This is a genomic window from Burkholderia guangdongensis, assembly GCF_013403875.1.
GTDB classification, from domain to species: Bacteria; Pseudomonadota; Gammaproteobacteria; order Burkholderiales; family Burkholderiaceae; genus Burkholderia; species Burkholderia guangdongensis.
In genome coordinates, this window is the sequence record NZ_JACBNX010000033.1 from 13,912 (window position 1) to 29,455 (window position 15,544).

Genomic DNA, 15,544 nt, shown 5'->3' on the forward strand with positions numbered 1-15,544 from the left:
CGGCGCGCAGGCGCAGGGCAGGAAATACGCGGGTGGCGGGTGGGCGGCACACACAGGCGGCATGTTTTACCGGATACGGGCCTGCGCCCGTCGGCACCGTTACACCTCGTAACCACGCGCCGGCGGGCGGTCGCCGCGCTTTTAAGAATCGCTTAAGTCTCGATCGGCACCATCGGTATTCGTGCCCCCAAGGAGGTAAGCGATGAGCGCCGTAGTGACACTCGCCGGCCGCCCGGCCGCGCCCCCTGCCAAACCGAAGACGATGCTGCGCCGCCTGCTCAGCCATCACGAGATCGCAACACTGCTCGTGCTGCTGCATGCGCCGATCGGCGCGAACGCGAAGCCCGAGCTGCCCGCGCTGCAGGAAGCCGGCCTCGTCGAAATGGTCAACGCGGACGCCGATGCCGCACCCAGCTTCCGTCTGACCGAAGACGGCAACGCGATGTTGAAAGGGCTCGGCTACCGCTGATCCCGCGGCCGGTCGATACGCCGGCCCGCGTCCGTCGTGCGCCGGCCCGGCCGGTGTGCGCTAGCTGCCGGCCCGCTCCTGCAGCATCAGCCGGTATTCCGTCGGCGTCACGCCGACCGTCGCCTTGAATTGACGCGTAAACGCGCTGTGGTCGGTATAGCCGCACAGCGCCGCCACGTCGGTCACCTTGTCGTGCGTGACGAGGAACGCCGTCGCGGCGTCGAGACGCGTCTTCAGCAGCACCTGCCGCGGCGTCAGGTGAAACACCTTGTGGAAGTAGCGCTCGAGCTGCGCAACCGACATCCCCGCCATCTGCGCAAGCTGCCTCAGGTTCAGCGGCTGCACGTAGTGGTCCTGGATGTACTGCACCACGTCCGCGAGCTTGCTGTACGCGGGATGCGACGCCTCCTGCGCCTTCAGGTCGCGCGAGACGCCCGCGAGCCCGACCACGCGCCCGTCGGCGGTGCGCAGCGGCTCCTTGCACGTCAGGCACCAGCCCGGCTGCCGGCCCGGATACAGATGCAGCTCGAGCTGATCCGTCAGTTGCTGGCCCGCGCTGATGGTCGCCATGTCCTGCTCGAAATAGCTGCTGCCGAAGCGGCGCGGAAAGACTTCCTCGGCCGTCTTGCCCAGCAGGTCGCGCTTTTCCTTGTAGCCGCAGCGCATCGCGAGCGTGCGGTTCACGAGCGCGTAGCGGCCGTTCGCATCCTTCACGAAGAACGCGACGTCCGGCAGCGCGTCGAACACCGGCTCCAGCAGGCGAAAGTGCGCGAGCATCGCGTCGAGGTCGGCGTTCTCGGGCTGGGCGCTCAGCATGTCGGACAGGGTCATGGGCGATACCGCGAAAAGTGTCGTCATCCGGGCGCCGCGAATTGAGCTGCAAATCGCGCGGCAAATCGCGAAGCGGATGGCGTCGATTATAGGAGCGCGCCGGCGCCCCGCATCCGGTGCTCCCGCGCGCGCGTGCACCTGTCATCGTAGAAAACCGCGCCGCCGCGCGTCTTGTCCCCGCTACGCATTCGACGTGACGATTTCAGCATATATCAGGGTTATCTACGATATGCCGAAATCGTCGCGCGCGGCGCTCCGAACGCGCAAGACGCGCGGATTTTCGCTATCTAGACTTCATTTCCAGGTCACGTGACGATGCGCAGCCCCGCTCGCGAACACCGCGTAGCGGACAGCCGAATCACCCCCGAGCACGCCGATTTCAGCACAGCCCGCGCAACCCGCGGGCACCCGCCGGAGCCGGCGCGCATCGTCGACGTGCGCCACAGTTGCCGTACCTCGTCCGGGCCATCGAACGGCCGGCTGCCCGGCGCCGGCCCATCCACGCAACAAGGGGAAGTGAAAGTGAAGCTGAAGGTATCGCACGTCGCGCTGGCCGTCGCCTGCGCATGGTCCGGCGCGTACGCGAACGCAGCCGACGTAGTCAAGATCGGTTTCGCCGCGCCGCTCACCGGCCAGCAGTCGAACTACGGCACCGACATGCAGAAGGGCGTCCAGCTCGCGATCGCCGATTTCAACGCGACGCATCCGACGATCGGCGGCAAGCCGGTCACGTTCGAGCTCGACTCGCAGGACGACCAGGCCGACCCGCGCACCGGCACGACCGTCGCGCAGCGCCTGATCGACGACGGCGTGCACGGCATCATCGGCCACTTCAACTCGGGCACGAGCATTCCTGCGTCGGATCTCTACAACCGCGCCGGCCTGCCGCAGATCTCGATGGCGACGTCGCCGGAGTACACCGCGCGCGGCTACAAGACCACGTTCCGGCTGCTGACGAGCGACGCGCAGGCGGGCCGCATCGTCGGCACGTACGTCGTGAAGACGCTGCACTACAAGCGCGTCGCGATCATCGACGATCGCACCGCGTATGGCCAGGGCATCGCCGACGAATTCGCGAAATCGGTCGAGGCGGCGGGCGGCACGGTGATCAAGCGCGACTACACGAACGACAAGGCGCTCGATTTCTCCGCGATCCTGACGAACCTGAAGGGGATGAATCCGGACGCGATCTTCTACGGCGGCGGCGACGCGCAATCGTCGCCGATGATCCGCAAGATGCGTCAGCTCGGCATCAAGGCTGCGTTCGTGACCGGCGAGATGTCGCGCTCGCCGACGTTCCTGAAGATCGGCGGCGACGCGGCCGAAGGCGCGATCGTCTACATGGGCGGGCTGCCGAAGGAGAAGATGCCGGGCTTCACCGGCTACGCCGCGCGCTACAAGGCGCGCTTCGGCGAGGACGTCGTCACCTACTCGCCGTATTCGTATGACGGCACGATCGCGCTGCTGACCGCGATGAAGAACGCGAACTCGACCGATCCGAAGGTCTACGGGCCGTATCTCGACAAGCTGTCGATCAAGGGCGTGTCGGCGGACAGCATCTCGTACGACGCGAAGGGCGATCTGAAAGATGCGCCGGTGACGATCTACAAGGTCGAGCACGGCGCGTTCAAGCCGGTCGACACGATCGCCGGCAACTGACGCGCCGCCGGCCGCGCTCGGTGCTCCTGTAGAATCCCGCCGCGTGCCCGCCACGCGGCGGCACACCGCTATTCGAACAATAAATCGATCGTCTACATGCAAGCTACCGAACTGACCGGCGTGCCACGCGCCGCGCAACGCGCGCTCACGCGCACCGACTACAAGACCCTCGGCCTCGCCGCGCTCGGCGGCGCGCTCGAGTTCTACGACTTCATCATCTTCGTGTTTTTCGCGCCGGCGATCGGGCAGCTGTTCTTCCCGCACGACATCCCCGACTGGTTGCGCCAGCTGCAGACGTTCGGCATCTTCGCGGCCGGCTATCTCGCGCGGCCGCTCGGCGGCGTGATCATGGCGCACTTCGGCGACCTCGTCGGCCGCAAGCGGATGTTCACGTTGAGCGTGCTGCTGATGTCCGTGCCGACGCTGCTGATGGGCTGCTTGCCGACCTACGACACGATCGGCATGCTCGCGCCGGTGCTGCTGTTGCTGTTCCGGATCCTGCAAGGCGCGGCGGTCGGCGGCGAAGTGCCGGGCGCGTGGGTGTTCGTGTCCGAGCACGTGCCGGCACGGCACGTCGGCTACGCGTGCGGCATGCTGACGGCGGGGCTGACGGCCGGGATCCTGCTCGGCTCGCTCGTCGCGGCCGGTGTGAACAGCCGCTACTCGAGCGCCGAAGTGACCGCGTTCGCGTGGCGCATTCCGTTCCTGCTTGGCGGCGTGTTCGGCCTGTTCTCCGTGTACCTGCGCCGCTGGCTGCACGAAACGCCGGTGTTCGCCGAAATGAAGGCGAGAAAGGCACTCGCGGCGGAGATTCCGCTGAAGGCGGTGCTGCGCGACCACGGCCGCGCGGTCATCGTGTCGATGATGCTGACGTGGATGCTGTCCGCCGCGATCGTCGTCGTGATCCTGATGACGCCGACGCTGCTGCAGAAGCAGTTCCACATCGCGCCGGCGACGACACTGTTCGCGAACAGCGTCGCGACGCTGTGCCTGACGGCCGGCTGCGTCGTCGCGGGCTCGCTCGCCGGCCGGCTCGGCGCGAAGCGCGTGATCGCGATCGGCGGGCTGCTGCTCGCCGCGTGCTACGCGCTGCTGCATGCACGCGTCGCGGCCGACGCGTCGTCGCTGCCGCTGTTCTACGGGATCGCGGGCTTCACGGTCGGCACGGTCGGCGCGATTCCGTACGTGATGGTCCGCAGCTTCCCGGCCGTCGTGCGGTTCTCCGGGATCTCGTTCTCGTACAACGTCGCGTATGCGGTCTTCGGCGGCCTGACGCCGGTGATCGTGTCGCTGATGATGAAATCGAATCCGCTCGCGCCGGTCATCTACGTCGCGGCGATCTGCGTGCTCGGCGCGATCGCGGTGCTGTTCTCGAAGGACGCGCGCTGAGCGACGGGGCGGCGCGCGCCAGACGCGCCTAAGCGCCTAACGCACCTGACGCGCCTAGATGCACCCGACGCGTCAGCGCAGGCTCGACCCGTACGACGATGACGGACGGCGCAGGCCATCGATGCTCGCGCCGCCCGCGCCGGTCACATAGAGCAGCAGGAAGCCGCCGGCGATCGCGACGTTCTTCCAGAAGTGGATCATCATGTCGTGCTGGACCGCCGGATTCGTCGCGTCCCAGAAGTTGTGCCCGATCATCGCGGTCGCGATCGTATACACGGCCATCACGAGCGCAAGCGGCTTCACCTTGTAGCCGACGATCAGCAGCAGCGCGCCGAGCGCTTCGATCGCCACGACGATCGGCGCGACGACCTGCGTGAACGGCACGCCGAGGCCGCGCAGATAGCCGACGAAATCGCCGTAGCCCAGCAGCTTCATCACGCCGCCCCACAGAAACAGCAGCGCAAGCGCCAGACGCGCACAGAAAATCACGCCGGAATCGACGGGTCGCGTCATTCCATTCCTCCTCGTAGGCTAACGGCCGGCCGCGCCCGAGGCGCGGCTTATCTCGCAAATGCGCCAGAATAGGAGGTCTTGCCGTCCCTTCCAAGCAAAAGGTTGTAGCAAATCTTTACACGCGCGGCCCGTCAGCCGGCGTCGGCCGGAGACCCGTGCGCCGCGCCACTTCCGACGACCGATGCGGGCGCAGCCTTGTCGCCCCACCCGCCGCCCAGTGCGCGAATCAGATTCACGGTCGACACCGCCTGCGTGCCGGTCAGCGCGTTCGACTGCAACTGCGACGTCAGCACCGAGCGCTCGCTGTCGATCACGTCGAGATAGCTGACCTCGCCTTCCTGATACTGCGCGCGCGACAGCGTCGCCGCGCGCTGCGACGCGCTCACGGCCGCGTCCTGCGCACGGATCTGATCGTCGAGCAGACGCAGATCGGCGAGATTGTCCTCGACCTCGCGGAACGCGACGAGCACCTGCTGCCGGTAGTTCGCGACCTGCTCGTCGTACTGCGCGCGCGCCTGCGCAACGCCCGCGCTGCGGCGCCCGCCGTCGAAGATCGGCAGCGTCAGCGCGGTGCCCGCGAACGGGCCGAGCAGGAACGTGCGGCTCGACCACATGAACAGACTGCCGAGCGTCGATGCCTCGAAGCCGAACGCGCCAGTGATGTCGAGCTGCGGGAAGTACGCCGCCTTCGCGAGGCCGACGCGCGCGTTCGCGGCCGCCATCGCGCGCTCGGCCGCCGCGATGTCCGGGCGCCGCTCGAGCAGCGCGGACGGCAGACCCGGCGGGATCGTCACCGCGACCGGCACGATCGGCGTTTCCTTGAACGAGAAATCGGCGGGCGCCTTGCCGAGCAGGATCGCGAGCGCATGCTCGGACGCCGCGCGGCGGCGCGCGACGCCGACCGCGTCGGCCTGCGCGGACGCGAGCTCGTTCTTCGCACGCGACACGTCGAGCTCGCTGATATCGCCTTCGTCGAAGCGGTGCTGCACGAGCTTCAGCGCCTGCGCGCGCAGATCGACCGTGCGGCGGTACAGATCCTCGTCCGAATCGAGCTGGCGCAGCTCGAAGTAGTTCTGCGCGACGTCCGCCTGCAGCGCGAGCTGCACCGAACGGAACAGCGCGTCGCTCTGCTCGGCGTCCGCGCGCGACGCCTCGACGTTGCGGCTCACGCGGCCGAACAGGTCGGCCTCGTACGACACCGTGCCCTGCGCGCGCCACAGCGTCGCCTCCGTCGGGCCGGTGCCCTGCGGCTGGAACTGCGACGCGGACGACAACCCCTCGCGCGTCGGCCCGAAGCCCGCACCGATCTGCGGGAACCACTGCGAGCGCGCGGCCCGGGTCGCCGCACGCGCCTCCGCGACGCGCGCGGCCGCGGCCTTCAGGTTCTGGTTCGCGTCGAGCGCCTGCCGCTCGAGCGCATCGAGCACCGGATCGCCGAACACCGTCCACCATGCGCCGCGCTGCGCGGCATCGGAGGGCTCCGCGGTCTTCCACGTGCCGGACGGCTCGCCCGGCGCAAGCGCGGCCGCCGGTGCGGAGGCGGGCGCTTCCTTGAACGCGGCCGGCGTCGCGACGTCGGGCCGCTTGTAGTCGGGCCCCACCGCGCACGCGGCGAGCAGCGCGATCAGCAATCCGCTCGCGGCCAGCCGGCCGGCCCGCATCAGACGATCGTGAATCGTGGTCGTGTTCATCTTTTCAAGTCCTCAAGCATCCGGGGCAGGCAGGCCGTAACCGGCCGAATCCTTCTGCGCGACGTGGATCTTCCCGCCCGCGAGCGTGCGCAGCACGACGTAGAACACCGGCGTCAGCATCAGCCCGAACAGCGTGACGCCGAGCATCCCGAAGAACACCGCGACGCCCATCGCGTGCCGCATCTCCGAGCCGGCGCCCGTCGACAGCACGAGCGGCACGACGCCCATGATGAAAGCGATCGACGTCATCAGGATCGGGCGCAGCCGCAACCGGCTCGCCTCGATCGCGGCCTCGAGCGGTGTCTTGCCGTCGTGCTCGAGCTCGCGCGCGAACTCGACGATCAGGATCGCGTTCTTCGCGGACAACCCGACCAGCACCATCAGCCCAATCTGCGTGAAGATGTTGTTGTCGCCGTGCGTGAGCCACACGCCGGTCAGCGCGGACAGGATGCTCATCGGCACGATCAAAATCACCGCGAGCGGCAGCGTCAGGCTTTCATACAGCGCCGCGAGCACGAGGAACACGAGCAGCACGCTGATCGGGAACACCCAGATCCCCGCGTTGCCCGCGAGAATCTGCTGATACGTGAGATCGGTCCATTCGAACTTCACGCCGCGCGGCAGCGTCTGCGAAGCGATCCGCTCGATCGCCGCCTGCGCCTGCCCCGACGAGTAGCCGGGCGCCGGGCCGCCGTTCACGTCGGCCGCCGTGTAGCCGTTGTAGCGCACGACCATCTCCGGCCCGAACGTCGGCGTCACGTTGACGAGCGACGACAGCGGCACCATGTCGCCCGCCGCGTTGCGCGTCTTCAGTTGCCCGATGTCGTCCGCGCGCTGGCGGAACGGCGCGTCGGCCTGCACGCGCACCTGGTACACGCGCCCGAAGCGGTTGAAGTCGTTCACGTACAGCGAGCCGAGATACACCTGCATCGTGTCGAACACGTCGTTCACGTTCACGCCGAGCTGCTTCGCCTTCACGCGGTCGAGATCGACGTTCAGTTGCGGCACGTTGATCTGGTAGCTCGTGAACAGCGGCCCGAGCTCGGGCGCCTGCTGCGCGCGCTTGATGAAGTCGTTCGTCGCATCGGCGAGCCGCGCGTAGCCGACCGCGCCGCGATCCTCGATCTGCAGCTTGAAGCCGCCGAGCGTGCCCAGGCCGAGCACCGGCGGCGGCGGGAACACCGCGACGAACGAATCCTTGATGCCCGCGTACTTCTGGTTCAGCGCACCCGCGATCGCGCCGGCCGACAGCGCCTTGCCGTGCCGCTCGTCGAACGGCTTCAGCGTGACGAACACGATCCCCGCGCTCGAGCTGTTCGTGAAGCCGTTCACCGACAGCCCCGGGAACGCGACCGCGCTCTCCACGCCGGGCTGCGCGAGCGCGATCGAGCCCATGTCGCGGATCACCTTCTCGGTGCGGTCGAGCGACGCGCCGTTCGGCAGCTGCGCGAACGCGATCAGGTATTCCTTGTCCTGCGCGGGCACGAAGCCGCCCGGCACGATCCGCGACACCAGCACCGTCGCGCCGACGAGCACCGCATACACGCCGAGCATCAGCGTCTTGCGCGACAGCACACCACGCACGCCGTGCCCGTAGTCCTGCGCGCCGCGCCTGAACACCTTGTTGAAGCGCGCGAAGAAGCCGCCGAGCACGCGGTTCATCGCGCGCGTGAGCCAGTCCTCCTTGTCGCCGTGGCCTTTCAGCAGAATCGCGGACAGCGCCGGGGACAGCGTCAGCGAGTTGAACGCGGAGATCACGGTCGAGATCGCGATCGTCATCGCGAACTGCTTGTAGAACTGGCCGGTCAGGCCCGACATGAACGCGAGCGGCACGAACACCGCGACCAGCGTCAGCGCGATCGCGATGATCGGCCCGCTCACCTCCCGCATCGCCTTGTACGTCGCGTCGCGCGCGCTCATCCCGCTCTCGATGTTGCGCTCGACGTTCTCGACGACGACGATCGCATCGTCGACGACGATCCCGATCGCGAGCACCATCCCGAACAGCGACAGCGCGTTGATCGAATAGCCGAACGCGAGCAGCAGCGAGAACGTGCCGACGATCGACACCGGCACCGCGATCAGCGGAATCACCGATGCGCGCCACGTCTGCAGGAACACGATCACGACGATCACGACGAGCGCAATCGCTTCGAGCAGCGTATGCACGACCGCGTGGATCGACGAGCGCACGAACTGCGTCGGGTCGTAGACGATCTTGTAGTCGACGCCGGCCGGGAAATCCCCTTTCAGCTCCGCCATCGTCTGGCGCACCGCGTCGGAGATCGCGAGCGAGTTCGCGCCCGGCGACTGGTTGATCGCGATCGCGACGGCCGGCTTGTTGTCGAGCAGCGAGCGCAGCCCGTACTCGGACGCCGCGAGCTCGATCCGCGCGACGTCGCGCAGCCGCGTGAGCCCGCCGTCCGGTGCGGACTTCAGGATGATGTCGCCGAACTCGTCCTCGGTCTGCAGCCGCCCGCGCGCGTTCACCGACAACTGCAGCGGCGTGCCCGGCAGCGACGGCGACGCGCCGATCACGCCGGCCGCGACCTGCACGTTCTGTTCGCGGATCGCCTGCACGACGTCGTTCGCGGTCAGCCCGTGCTCGGCGACCTTCTGCGGATCGAGCCACACGCGCATCGCGTAGTCGCCCGCGCCCCACAGTTGCACCTGGCCGACGCCCTGGATCCGCGCGAGCCGATCCTTCACGTTGATCAGCGCGTAGTTGCGCAGATACGTCATGTCGTAGCGGTTGTCCGGCGAGATCAGGTGGACGACCATCGTCAGCGTCGGCGAGCTCTTCACGGTCGTCACGCCGAGCCGCTGCACGTCCTCCGGCAGGCGCGGCAGCGCCTGGTTCACGCGGTTCTGCACGAGCTGCGTCGCCTTGTCCGGATCGGTGCCGAGCTTGAACGTGACCGTGATCGTCACGTTGCCGTCGCTGTTCGCCTGCGACTGCATGTACAGCATGTCCTCGACGCCGTCGATCTGCTCCTCGAGCGGCGACGCGACGGTCTCCGCGATCACCTTCGGGTTCGCGCCCGGATACTGCGCGTGCACGATCACCGACGGCGGCACGACCTCCGGGTATTCGGAGATCGGCAGCATCAGCATCGAGATCACACCGGCGAGCAGGATGATGACCGACAGCACCCCGGCGAAGATCGGCCGGTCGATGAAGAATTTCGATATGTTCATGATTGGCTGTCTCCCGTCATCGCCACGAGATGCGGCTTCACCTGATCGCCGGGCCGCACGCGCTGCGTGCCGTTCACGATCACGCGGTCGCCGCCGGCCAGGCCGCTGACGATCTGCCGCTGATTGCCGTGCTGCAGCCCCAGTTGCACCTCGCGATACGACACGCGGCCCTCCGCGTCGACGACGAACACGAACTTCTTGTCCTGATCGGTATTGATCGCCGCGTCGTCGACGAGCAGCGCCGGATGCGGCGCGCCGCCGCCGACCTTGATCCGCGCGTAGAGGCCGGGCACGAGCGTGCCGTCCGCGTTGTCGAAGCGCGCGCGCACGCGGATCGTGCCCGACGACGCGTCGAGCCGGTTGTCGACCGAATCGATCGCGCCGCTCCTCGAATAGCCGGCCTCGTTCGCGAGCCCAAGCTCGACCGGCACCTTGCGGCCGTCGCGCGCGCCGTTGATGTACTGCAGATAGGTCTGCTCGTCCGCGTCGAACGACGCGTAGATCGGCGACACCGACACGAGCGTCGTCAGCGGCGCCGCGCTCGCGCCGGCGGACACGACGTTGCCGACCGTGATCTCCGCGCGCGACACGCGGCCCGACACCGGTGCGACGATCCGCGTATAGCCGAGATTGATCTGCGCGGCCTCGAGCGCGGCCGCGGCGGCCTTCAGGTTCGCGCTCGCCTCGCGCGCGGCGTTCTGCTTCTGGTCGTAGTCGCGCTTCGCGATCGCGTTGTCGCCGATCAGCCGCTGCGCGCGCTGCCAGTCGCTCTGCGCATAGCCGTCGGCGGCCTGCGCGGCCGCGAGCTGCGCGGCCGCGCGATCGACGTCGGCCTGATACGGACGCGGATCGATCACGAACAGCACGTCGCCCTTCTTCACGAGCGCGCCGTCCTTGAAGCCGACCGACACGATCGTGCCGGACACGAGCGGCCGCACGTCGACCTTGTCGACCGCCTCGAGGCGGCCCGAATAGCTCTGCCAGTCGGTGACGGTGCGCGGCACGACGGTCGCGACGTCGACTTCGGCCAGCGGCGGCGCCGACTTCTCGGGCGCGCTCGCGCCGACGCGGATCGCACCGAACGTGCCGATGCCGGCGATCGCGAGCACGGCGACGGCGGCGATCACGAAACGGGAACGGGAGGATTGCGGGATGGCCATGGAATTGCTCCGTGTTACGTTGCGTTCAGCGGGACGCGCGCGCCGCGCGCGTCGCGAGCAAGCGGCATTCGAAAAAGCGCAGCGCTTCCTCGAATGCGGGCGTGTGCGTCGCGAGCGCCGCGTGCGTGATGTCGGGATAGCGGATCACCTGCGTGAGCACGCCGGATCCGATCAGGCATCCTGCGTATTTCTCGGCCTCGACGTGCAGCACGTCGTTCTGCGCGGTGACGATCAGCGTCGGCGGCAGGCCGGCCAGACGCGCGGATTCGAGCGGCGCCGCGTACGGGTGCATCCGCTGCGCGGCCAGCGGCAGATACGCGCGGTAGCACGCCGCACATTCGCGCGCGGTGATGTCGGACGAAAGACGCTCCTCGTCGCCGATGCGCGTCATGCTCGGGTCGAGCATCGGCCCGAACAGCGCCTGCGCCGCGATCGACACGTCGCCGCGATCGCGCGCGATGAATGCGACGCTGTTCGCGAGCTGGCCGCCCGCGTCGTGGCCCGCCACCGCGATCCGGTGCGGATTGCCGCCGAACGCGCGGGCCCGCGCGGCGACCCAGCGCGCCGCGCGATACGCGTCCTCGGGCGCGGCCGGGAACGGATGAGCGGGCGCGAGCGAATAGTCGACGGACACGACGAGCGCCGGTAAGCGTTCTGCGAAGAACCGCGCGGCGACGTCCGCGTCGGCGAGCGAGCCGCCGATGAAACCGCCGCCATGGAAATAAAGCACCACCGGCAATCCGGTCTTGTCGGGCCGGCGATAAACACGCAGCACGATGTCGCGCGCGTGGCCGGGAATGACGACGTCCGATACCGCGAGCGCGGCATCGTGTTCGGCTTTCGCGGGAAACGCGGTATTCAGTACGTTGCGGAAATCAGAAGCGTCCATGATGAAGCGGCGCATATGCGCATCCATTGCGAGATGGAGCGAATTCTGGTTCCGGCAGACATCGGGATAAATGCCTATAATCCGGCAACACAATTCACCGACCCAGAACAATGCCGGCTGCGTGCGCTTACGAGGCGCCGTGGGCGCGTCGTTCCGTCGTCCCGTATACGGAGGGTGTGATGGACCGGCTTCAGGCCATGCAGGTGTTTACGCGTGTCGTCGATACGAACAGCTTCACGAAGGCGTCGGAGACCCTCGGTCTGCCGCGCGCGTCCGTCACGACGATCATCCAGAATCTCGAAGCGTTCCTCGGCGTGCGGCTGATGCACCGCACGACGCGCCGTCTGTCGCTGACGCCCGACGGCGCCGCGTACTACGAACGCTGCGTGCGGATCCTCGCCGACGTCGAGGAAACCGAAGCGAGTTTCCAGACCAACCATCGCAAGCCGCACGGCAAGCTGCGCATCGACATGCCCGGCTCGCTCGGCCGCTTGCTCGTACTGCCTTCGCTCTCCGAATTCCATTCGCGCTATCCGGACATCGACCTGCAGATCGGGCTGTCGGATCGCCCGGTCGATCTGCTGCAGGAAGGCGTCGATTGCGTGATCCGCGTCGGCGCGCTGCAGGACTCGTCGCTCGTCGCGCGGCGCATCGGGCTGTTCGAGGGCACGACGGTCGCGGCGCCGAGCTATCTCGAGAAGCACGGCGAGCCGCGGTCGATCGAGGATCTGAGCCAGCACACGGCGGTCAACTACTTCTCGAGCCGCACCGGGCGCACGCTCGACTGGACGTTCCTGATCGACGGCGACGAAGTCGACGTGAAGATGAGCGGCATCGTGTCGGTCAATGACGCGGACGCGTATCTGACCTGCGGGCTCGCGGGCTTCGGGCTGCTCCAGGTGCCGCTCTTCATGGCGCGGCAGCATCTGCTCGACGGCACGCTGAAGGAGATCCTGCCCGACTACAAGCCGCTGCCGATGCCGATCTCGGTCGTCTATCCGCACAGCCGCCATCTGTCGCCGAAGGTGCGCGTGTTCGTCGACTGGATCGCCGAAGTGTTCGAGCGCTGCCCGCTGCTGAGCGGCAAGAAGAACCTCGACGCGCCGTGCAGCAAGCGCACGCTCGAAGATGCCGAGCGCGCACCGGCGCTCGATACGCCGGTGCTGAACGAGTGGGTCGCGTAAGCGCGAGCCGCCGAACCTGACGGCGCGCCGGCGGCGCGTCAGCCGGCGGCGCGTCCGTCGGCGCGCGGCTGCGCGCGCCGTTCGCGTTCGCGATCGCGATCGCGGACGTCGATTGTTTCGCTGTTGCAACAGATATGTTCGTCGCGATGCGGTTTATCGCGAGCGGCGCAACGACTACATTGGACCTGTCGCGCATCGCATTGCGCATCCGATCGACAGGAGTCCACCATGAACCGCACCCGCTTCCTCGCCACCGCCGCCGCCGCTCTCGCGCTCGCCGTTTCCGTCCCGGCCTTCGCCGGCACCGGCGCCTCGTCCAGTCCGTATGTGAAGACCCGCGCCGAAGTGCGCGCGGAACTGTTGCAGGCGCAGCGCGACGGCACGCTCGCGCACATGAACGCGACGTCGTACACGCAAGGCATGGATCTGGTGCCGTTCTCGGCGCGCAACTACGAGCGGCCGGCACGCGCTGCCCGGTAAGCGCACGAGGCCGCGCCATCGCGCGCGGCGCGTGTTTCCTACGTCATCCGAGGTTCGTCATGCAGCACGATTCCCTTCCTTCGCCGCTCGACCACTGGAACGACGGCACGCCCGTCTGGGTACCGTTCCGCCCGGCCGCGCCGGCGCGCTGAGCCGTCAACGGCGCGGCACGCCGTCGCGCCACTCGCCCCGATGCGCGACGATGTCCTGTCATAGCTGAATTCCGCGCGCGGCGGCGGCCGCCTACCGTTACGCGACGTCGATGCGCGCCGGGCCGTCCGTCATCTCGCCGATCACGGCCGCGCGGTCGAAGCCGTCCGCGCGGAAACACGCCAGCACGTCATCGACCGCTTCCGGCGCGCACGCGACGAGCAGCCCGCCCGACGTCTGCGGATCGGTCAGCAGCGCCTGCGCGACCGCGGGCAGCCCGGGCGCGAGCCGCACGTCGGCGCCGTACGCGGCCCAGTTCCGCCCCGACGCGCCGGTGAAGATCCCCTCCTCCGCGAGCGCGTCGACGCCCGCGAGCCACGGCAGCGCCGCGTAGCGGATCCGGGCGGTCAGCCCGGCGCCGCGCGAGAGTTCGAGCGTGTGGCCGAGCAGCCCGAAGCCGGTCACGTCGGTCAGCGCGTGCACCGCGGACAGCGCCGCGAGCTCGGCGCCGGGCCGGTTCAGCTTTGTCGTCGTCGCGATCATCTGCGCGTAGCCTGCGTCGTCGAGCCGGTTCTTCTTCAGCGCCGCCGACAACACGCCGACGCCGAGCGGCTTGCCGAGAATCAGCACGTCGCCTGCGCGCGCGGCCGCGTTGCGCTTCACGCGCGCCGGATGCACGATGCCGAGCGCCGCAAGCCCGTAGATCGGCTCGACCGAATCGATCGAATGCCCGCCCGCGACCGGAATGCCCGCGTCCGCGCACACCGCCTCGCCACCGCGCAGCACCGCCGCGATCGTGTCGTGCGGCAGCACGTTGATCGGCATCCCGACCAGCGCGAGCGCGAGGATCGGCTTGCCGCCCATCGCGTAGACATCCGACAGCGCGTTGGTCGCCGCGATCCGGCCGAAGTCGTAGGGATCGTCGACGATCGGCATGAAGAAGTCGGTCGTCGCGACGATCGCCTGCTCGTCGTTCAGCCGGTAGACGGCCGCGTCGTCGGCGGTCTCGGTGCCGACCAGCAGGTCGGGAAAAAGCGCGGGCGGCGTCGAGCGCTTCAGCAGCTCGGACAGCACGCCGGGCGCGATCTTGCAACCGCAGCCGCCGCCGTGCGACAGGCTCGTCAGGCGTGGAACGGAGGGCTCGGGGCGGGAGGCTTCGGTCATCGTGATGTGCGGAATCGAAAATGGGACGCTCTATTATCGGCGTTTCGATGCATGCGCGAGCGAGATGACGTTTGCGGTGTTGACCGGGTACTGGACGAATGGCCAACGATGCGCGAATGTACTAACATTGTGTTTACTTCGGCCCTTCGACCGGATAACATCACATGAATGAAACACTCATGAAAACGACGATTCGCAGGATGGGAAATTCTCAAGGCATCTTGATCCCGAAGCCGATACTGGCTCAGCTCGGGTTGGAGGACGAAGTGGAAATGACAGTTGAAAACGACGCGCTGGTCATCCGGCGCCCGAAGGGCAATACGCGCGAACGCTGGGCCGATGCGAGCAAGGCGATCGCCGCCGCAGGCGACGACGCGCTCGTGATCGGCGATTTCGGGAACGCCGGCGACGTGGAGTGGACATGGTGACACGCGGCGACGTCTGGCTGATCTCGCTCGATCCGACGTTGGGCAGCGAGATCCGGAAAACGCGCCCGTGTGTCGTCGTATCGCCGCCGGAACTGCACGATCATCTGCGCACCGTGATCGTCGCACCGATGACGTCGAAAGGATATTCGGCGCCATACCGGATTCCGGTCACGTTCAAGCGAAAGAAGGGCCTGATCTTGCTCGACCAGATTCGTACCGTCGACAAGACGCGGCTCGTCAGAAAGGAAGGCGAAATCGCGGAAATAACGCTGCAGGACACACTGTCGACGCTTCAGGAAGTGTTCGCGCGCTGAGCGATCCATGCAGGCCGCGCGTCGC

The 15,544-nt window shown here is 67.8% G+C and carries 14 protein-coding genes; 7 read left to right on the forward strand and 7 right to left on the reverse strand.

Going from position 1 to position 15,544, the window contains the following annotated elements:
- Window positions 1-202 precede the first annotated feature (202 nt).
- Window positions 203-469, forward strand: a complete 267-nt coding sequence (locus HZI36_RS24940) for a hypothetical protein (RefSeq protein ID WP_179405344.1) — start codon at window positions 203-205, stop codon at window positions 467-469.
- Window positions 470-529: 60 nt separating this feature from the next.
- Here HZI36_RS24940 and HZI36_RS24945 read toward each other — a convergent pair whose 3' ends face one another.
- A complete protein-coding gene (locus tag HZI36_RS24945; RefSeq protein WP_179405345.1) occupies window positions 530-1,327 on the reverse strand; it encodes an AraC family transcriptional regulator in 798 nt (265 codons plus the stop codon).
- A gap of 495 nt (window positions 1,328-1,822) precedes the next feature.
- Here HZI36_RS24945 and HZI36_RS24950 point away from each other — a divergent pair, with 495 nt between their 5' ends.
- Both HZI36_RS24950 and HZI36_RS24955 read left to right on the forward strand, forming a co-directional pair.
- Window positions 1,823-2,959: an ABC transporter substrate-binding protein gene (locus tag HZI36_RS24950; RefSeq protein ID WP_179405346.1), complete on the forward strand. Its 1,137-nt coding sequence runs from the start codon at window positions 1,823-1,825 to the stop codon at window positions 2,957-2,959.
- Between the two features lie 96 nt (window positions 2,960-3,055).
- Window positions 3,056-4,348, forward strand: coding sequence for an MFS transporter (locus HZI36_RS24955; RefSeq protein WP_179405347.1), 1,293 nt, complete (start codon window positions 3,056-3,058; stop codon window positions 4,346-4,348).
- A gap of 72 nt (window positions 4,349-4,420) precedes the next feature.
- On the opposite strand, the gene HZI36_RS24960 is transcribed toward HZI36_RS24955, so the two are convergent.
- The 5 genes from HZI36_RS24960 to HZI36_RS24980 form a co-directional block, all read right to left on the reverse strand.
- Window positions 4,421-4,861 (reverse strand): DoxX family protein, encoded by a 441-nt coding sequence (locus HZI36_RS24960; RefSeq protein ID WP_179405348.1) that lies wholly within the window; start codon window positions 4,859-4,861, stop codon window positions 4,421-4,423.
- A 131-nt stretch (window positions 4,862-4,992) separates the two neighbouring features.
- Entirely contained in the window at window positions 4,993-6,552 is a 1,560-nt protein-coding gene (locus HZI36_RS24965) for an efflux transporter outer membrane subunit (protein WP_179405349.1), read from the reverse strand.
- Window positions 6,553-6,564: 12 nt separating this feature from the next.
- Window positions 6,565-9,750, reverse strand: coding sequence for an efflux RND transporter permease subunit (locus tag HZI36_RS24970; RefSeq protein WP_179405350.1), 3,186 nt, complete (start codon window positions 9,748-9,750; stop codon window positions 6,565-6,567).
- Window positions 9,747-10,910: an efflux RND transporter periplasmic adaptor subunit gene (locus tag HZI36_RS24975; protein ID WP_179405351.1), complete on the reverse strand. Its 1,164-nt coding sequence runs from the start codon at window positions 10,908-10,910 to the stop codon at window positions 9,747-9,749. Before HZI36_RS24975 ends, HZI36_RS24970 begins: the two co-directional genes overlap by 4 nt.
- A 25-nt stretch (window positions 10,911-10,935) precedes the next feature.
- Complete coding sequence (locus HZI36_RS24980) at window positions 10,936-11,799, reverse strand: alpha/beta hydrolase (RefSeq protein ID WP_179405352.1); 864 nt, start codon at window positions 11,797-11,799, stop codon at window positions 10,936-10,938.
- A gap of 179 nt (window positions 11,800-11,978) precedes the next feature.
- Between HZI36_RS24980 and HZI36_RS24985 the strand changes: the two genes are divergently transcribed.
- Window positions 11,979-12,983: a LysR family transcriptional regulator gene (locus tag HZI36_RS24985; protein ID WP_179405353.1), complete on the forward strand. Its 1,005-nt coding sequence runs from the start codon at window positions 11,979-11,981 to the stop codon at window positions 12,981-12,983.
- 228 nt (window positions 12,984-13,211) lie between these two features.
- Window positions 13,212-13,463, forward strand: coding sequence for a DUF4148 domain-containing protein (locus HZI36_RS24990; protein WP_179405354.1), 252 nt, complete (start codon window positions 13,212-13,214; stop codon window positions 13,461-13,463).
- Between the two features lie 249 nt (window positions 13,464-13,712).
- Here the strand turns inward: HZI36_RS24990 and selD are convergent, their stop codons facing one another.
- Window positions 13,713-14,777, reverse strand: coding sequence for a selenide, water dikinase SelD (gene selD, locus HZI36_RS24995; RefSeq protein ID WP_179405355.1), 1,065 nt, complete (start codon window positions 14,775-14,777; stop codon window positions 13,713-13,715).
- Between the two features lie 179 nt (window positions 14,778-14,956).
- On the opposite strand from selD, the gene HZI36_RS25000 reads away from it, so the two are divergent.
- Window positions 14,957-15,205 (forward strand): AbrB/MazE/SpoVT family DNA-binding domain-containing protein, encoded by a 249-nt coding sequence (locus HZI36_RS25000; RefSeq protein WP_179405356.1) that lies wholly within the window; start codon window positions 14,957-14,959, stop codon window positions 15,203-15,205.
- Complete coding sequence (locus HZI36_RS25005; RefSeq protein ID WP_179405357.1) at window positions 15,199-15,519, forward strand: type II toxin-antitoxin system PemK/MazF family toxin; 321 nt, start codon at window positions 15,199-15,201, stop codon at window positions 15,517-15,519. Before HZI36_RS25000 ends, HZI36_RS25005 begins: the two co-directional genes overlap by 7 nt.
- Window positions 15,520-15,544: the final 25 nt, after the last annotated feature.

What these genes read in the sequence shown, in the direction of transcription:
- HZI36_RS24975 (WP_179405351.1), bottom strand. Translation starts at nt 10,910, where the DNA reads ATGGCCATCCCGCAATCCTCCCGTTCCCGTTTCGTGATCGCCGCCGTC.
- HZI36_RS24980 (WP_179405352.1), bottom strand. Translation starts at nt 11,799, where the DNA reads ATGGACGCTTCTGATTTCCGCAACGTACTGAATACCGCGTTTCCCGCG.
- HZI36_RS24955 (WP_179405347.1), top strand. Translation starts at nt 3,056, where the DNA reads ATGCAAGCTACCGAACTGACCGGCGTGCCACGCGCCGCGCAACGCGCG.
- HZI36_RS24945 (WP_179405345.1), bottom strand. Translation starts at nt 1,327, where the DNA reads ATGACGACACTTTTCGCGGTATCGCCCATGACCCTGTCCGACATGCTG.
- HZI36_RS24940 (WP_179405344.1), top strand. Translation starts at nt 203, where the DNA reads ATGAGCGCCGTAGTGACACTCGCCGGCCGCCCGGCCGCGCCCCCTGCC.
- HZI36_RS24960 (WP_179405348.1), bottom strand. Translation starts at nt 4,861, where the DNA reads ATGACGCGACCCGTCGATTCCGGCGTGATTTTCTGTGCGCGTCTGGCG.
- HZI36_RS25000 (WP_179405356.1), top strand. Translation starts at nt 14,957, where the DNA reads ATGAAAACGACGATTCGCAGGATGGGAAATTCTCAAGGCATCTTGATC.
- HZI36_RS24990 (WP_179405354.1), top strand. Translation starts at nt 13,212, where the DNA reads ATGAACCGCACCCGCTTCCTCGCCACCGCCGCCGCCGCTCTCGCGCTC.
- HZI36_RS24985 (WP_179405353.1), top strand. Translation starts at nt 11,979, where the DNA reads ATGGACCGGCTTCAGGCCATGCAGGTGTTTACGCGTGTCGTCGATACG.
- selD (WP_179405355.1), bottom strand. Translation starts at nt 14,777, where the DNA reads ATGACCGAAGCCTCCCGCCCCGAGCCCTCCGTTCCACGCCTGACGAGC.
- HZI36_RS24970 (WP_179405350.1), bottom strand. Translation starts at nt 9,750, where the DNA reads ATGAACATATCGAAATTCTTCATCGACCGGCCGATCTTCGCCGGGGTG.
- HZI36_RS25005 (WP_179405357.1), top strand. Translation starts at nt 15,199, where the DNA reads ATGGTGACACGCGGCGACGTCTGGCTGATCTCGCTCGATCCGACGTTG.
- HZI36_RS24965 (WP_179405349.1), bottom strand. Translation starts at nt 6,552, where the DNA reads ATGAACACGACCACGATTCACGATCGTCTGATGCGGGCCGGCCGGCTG.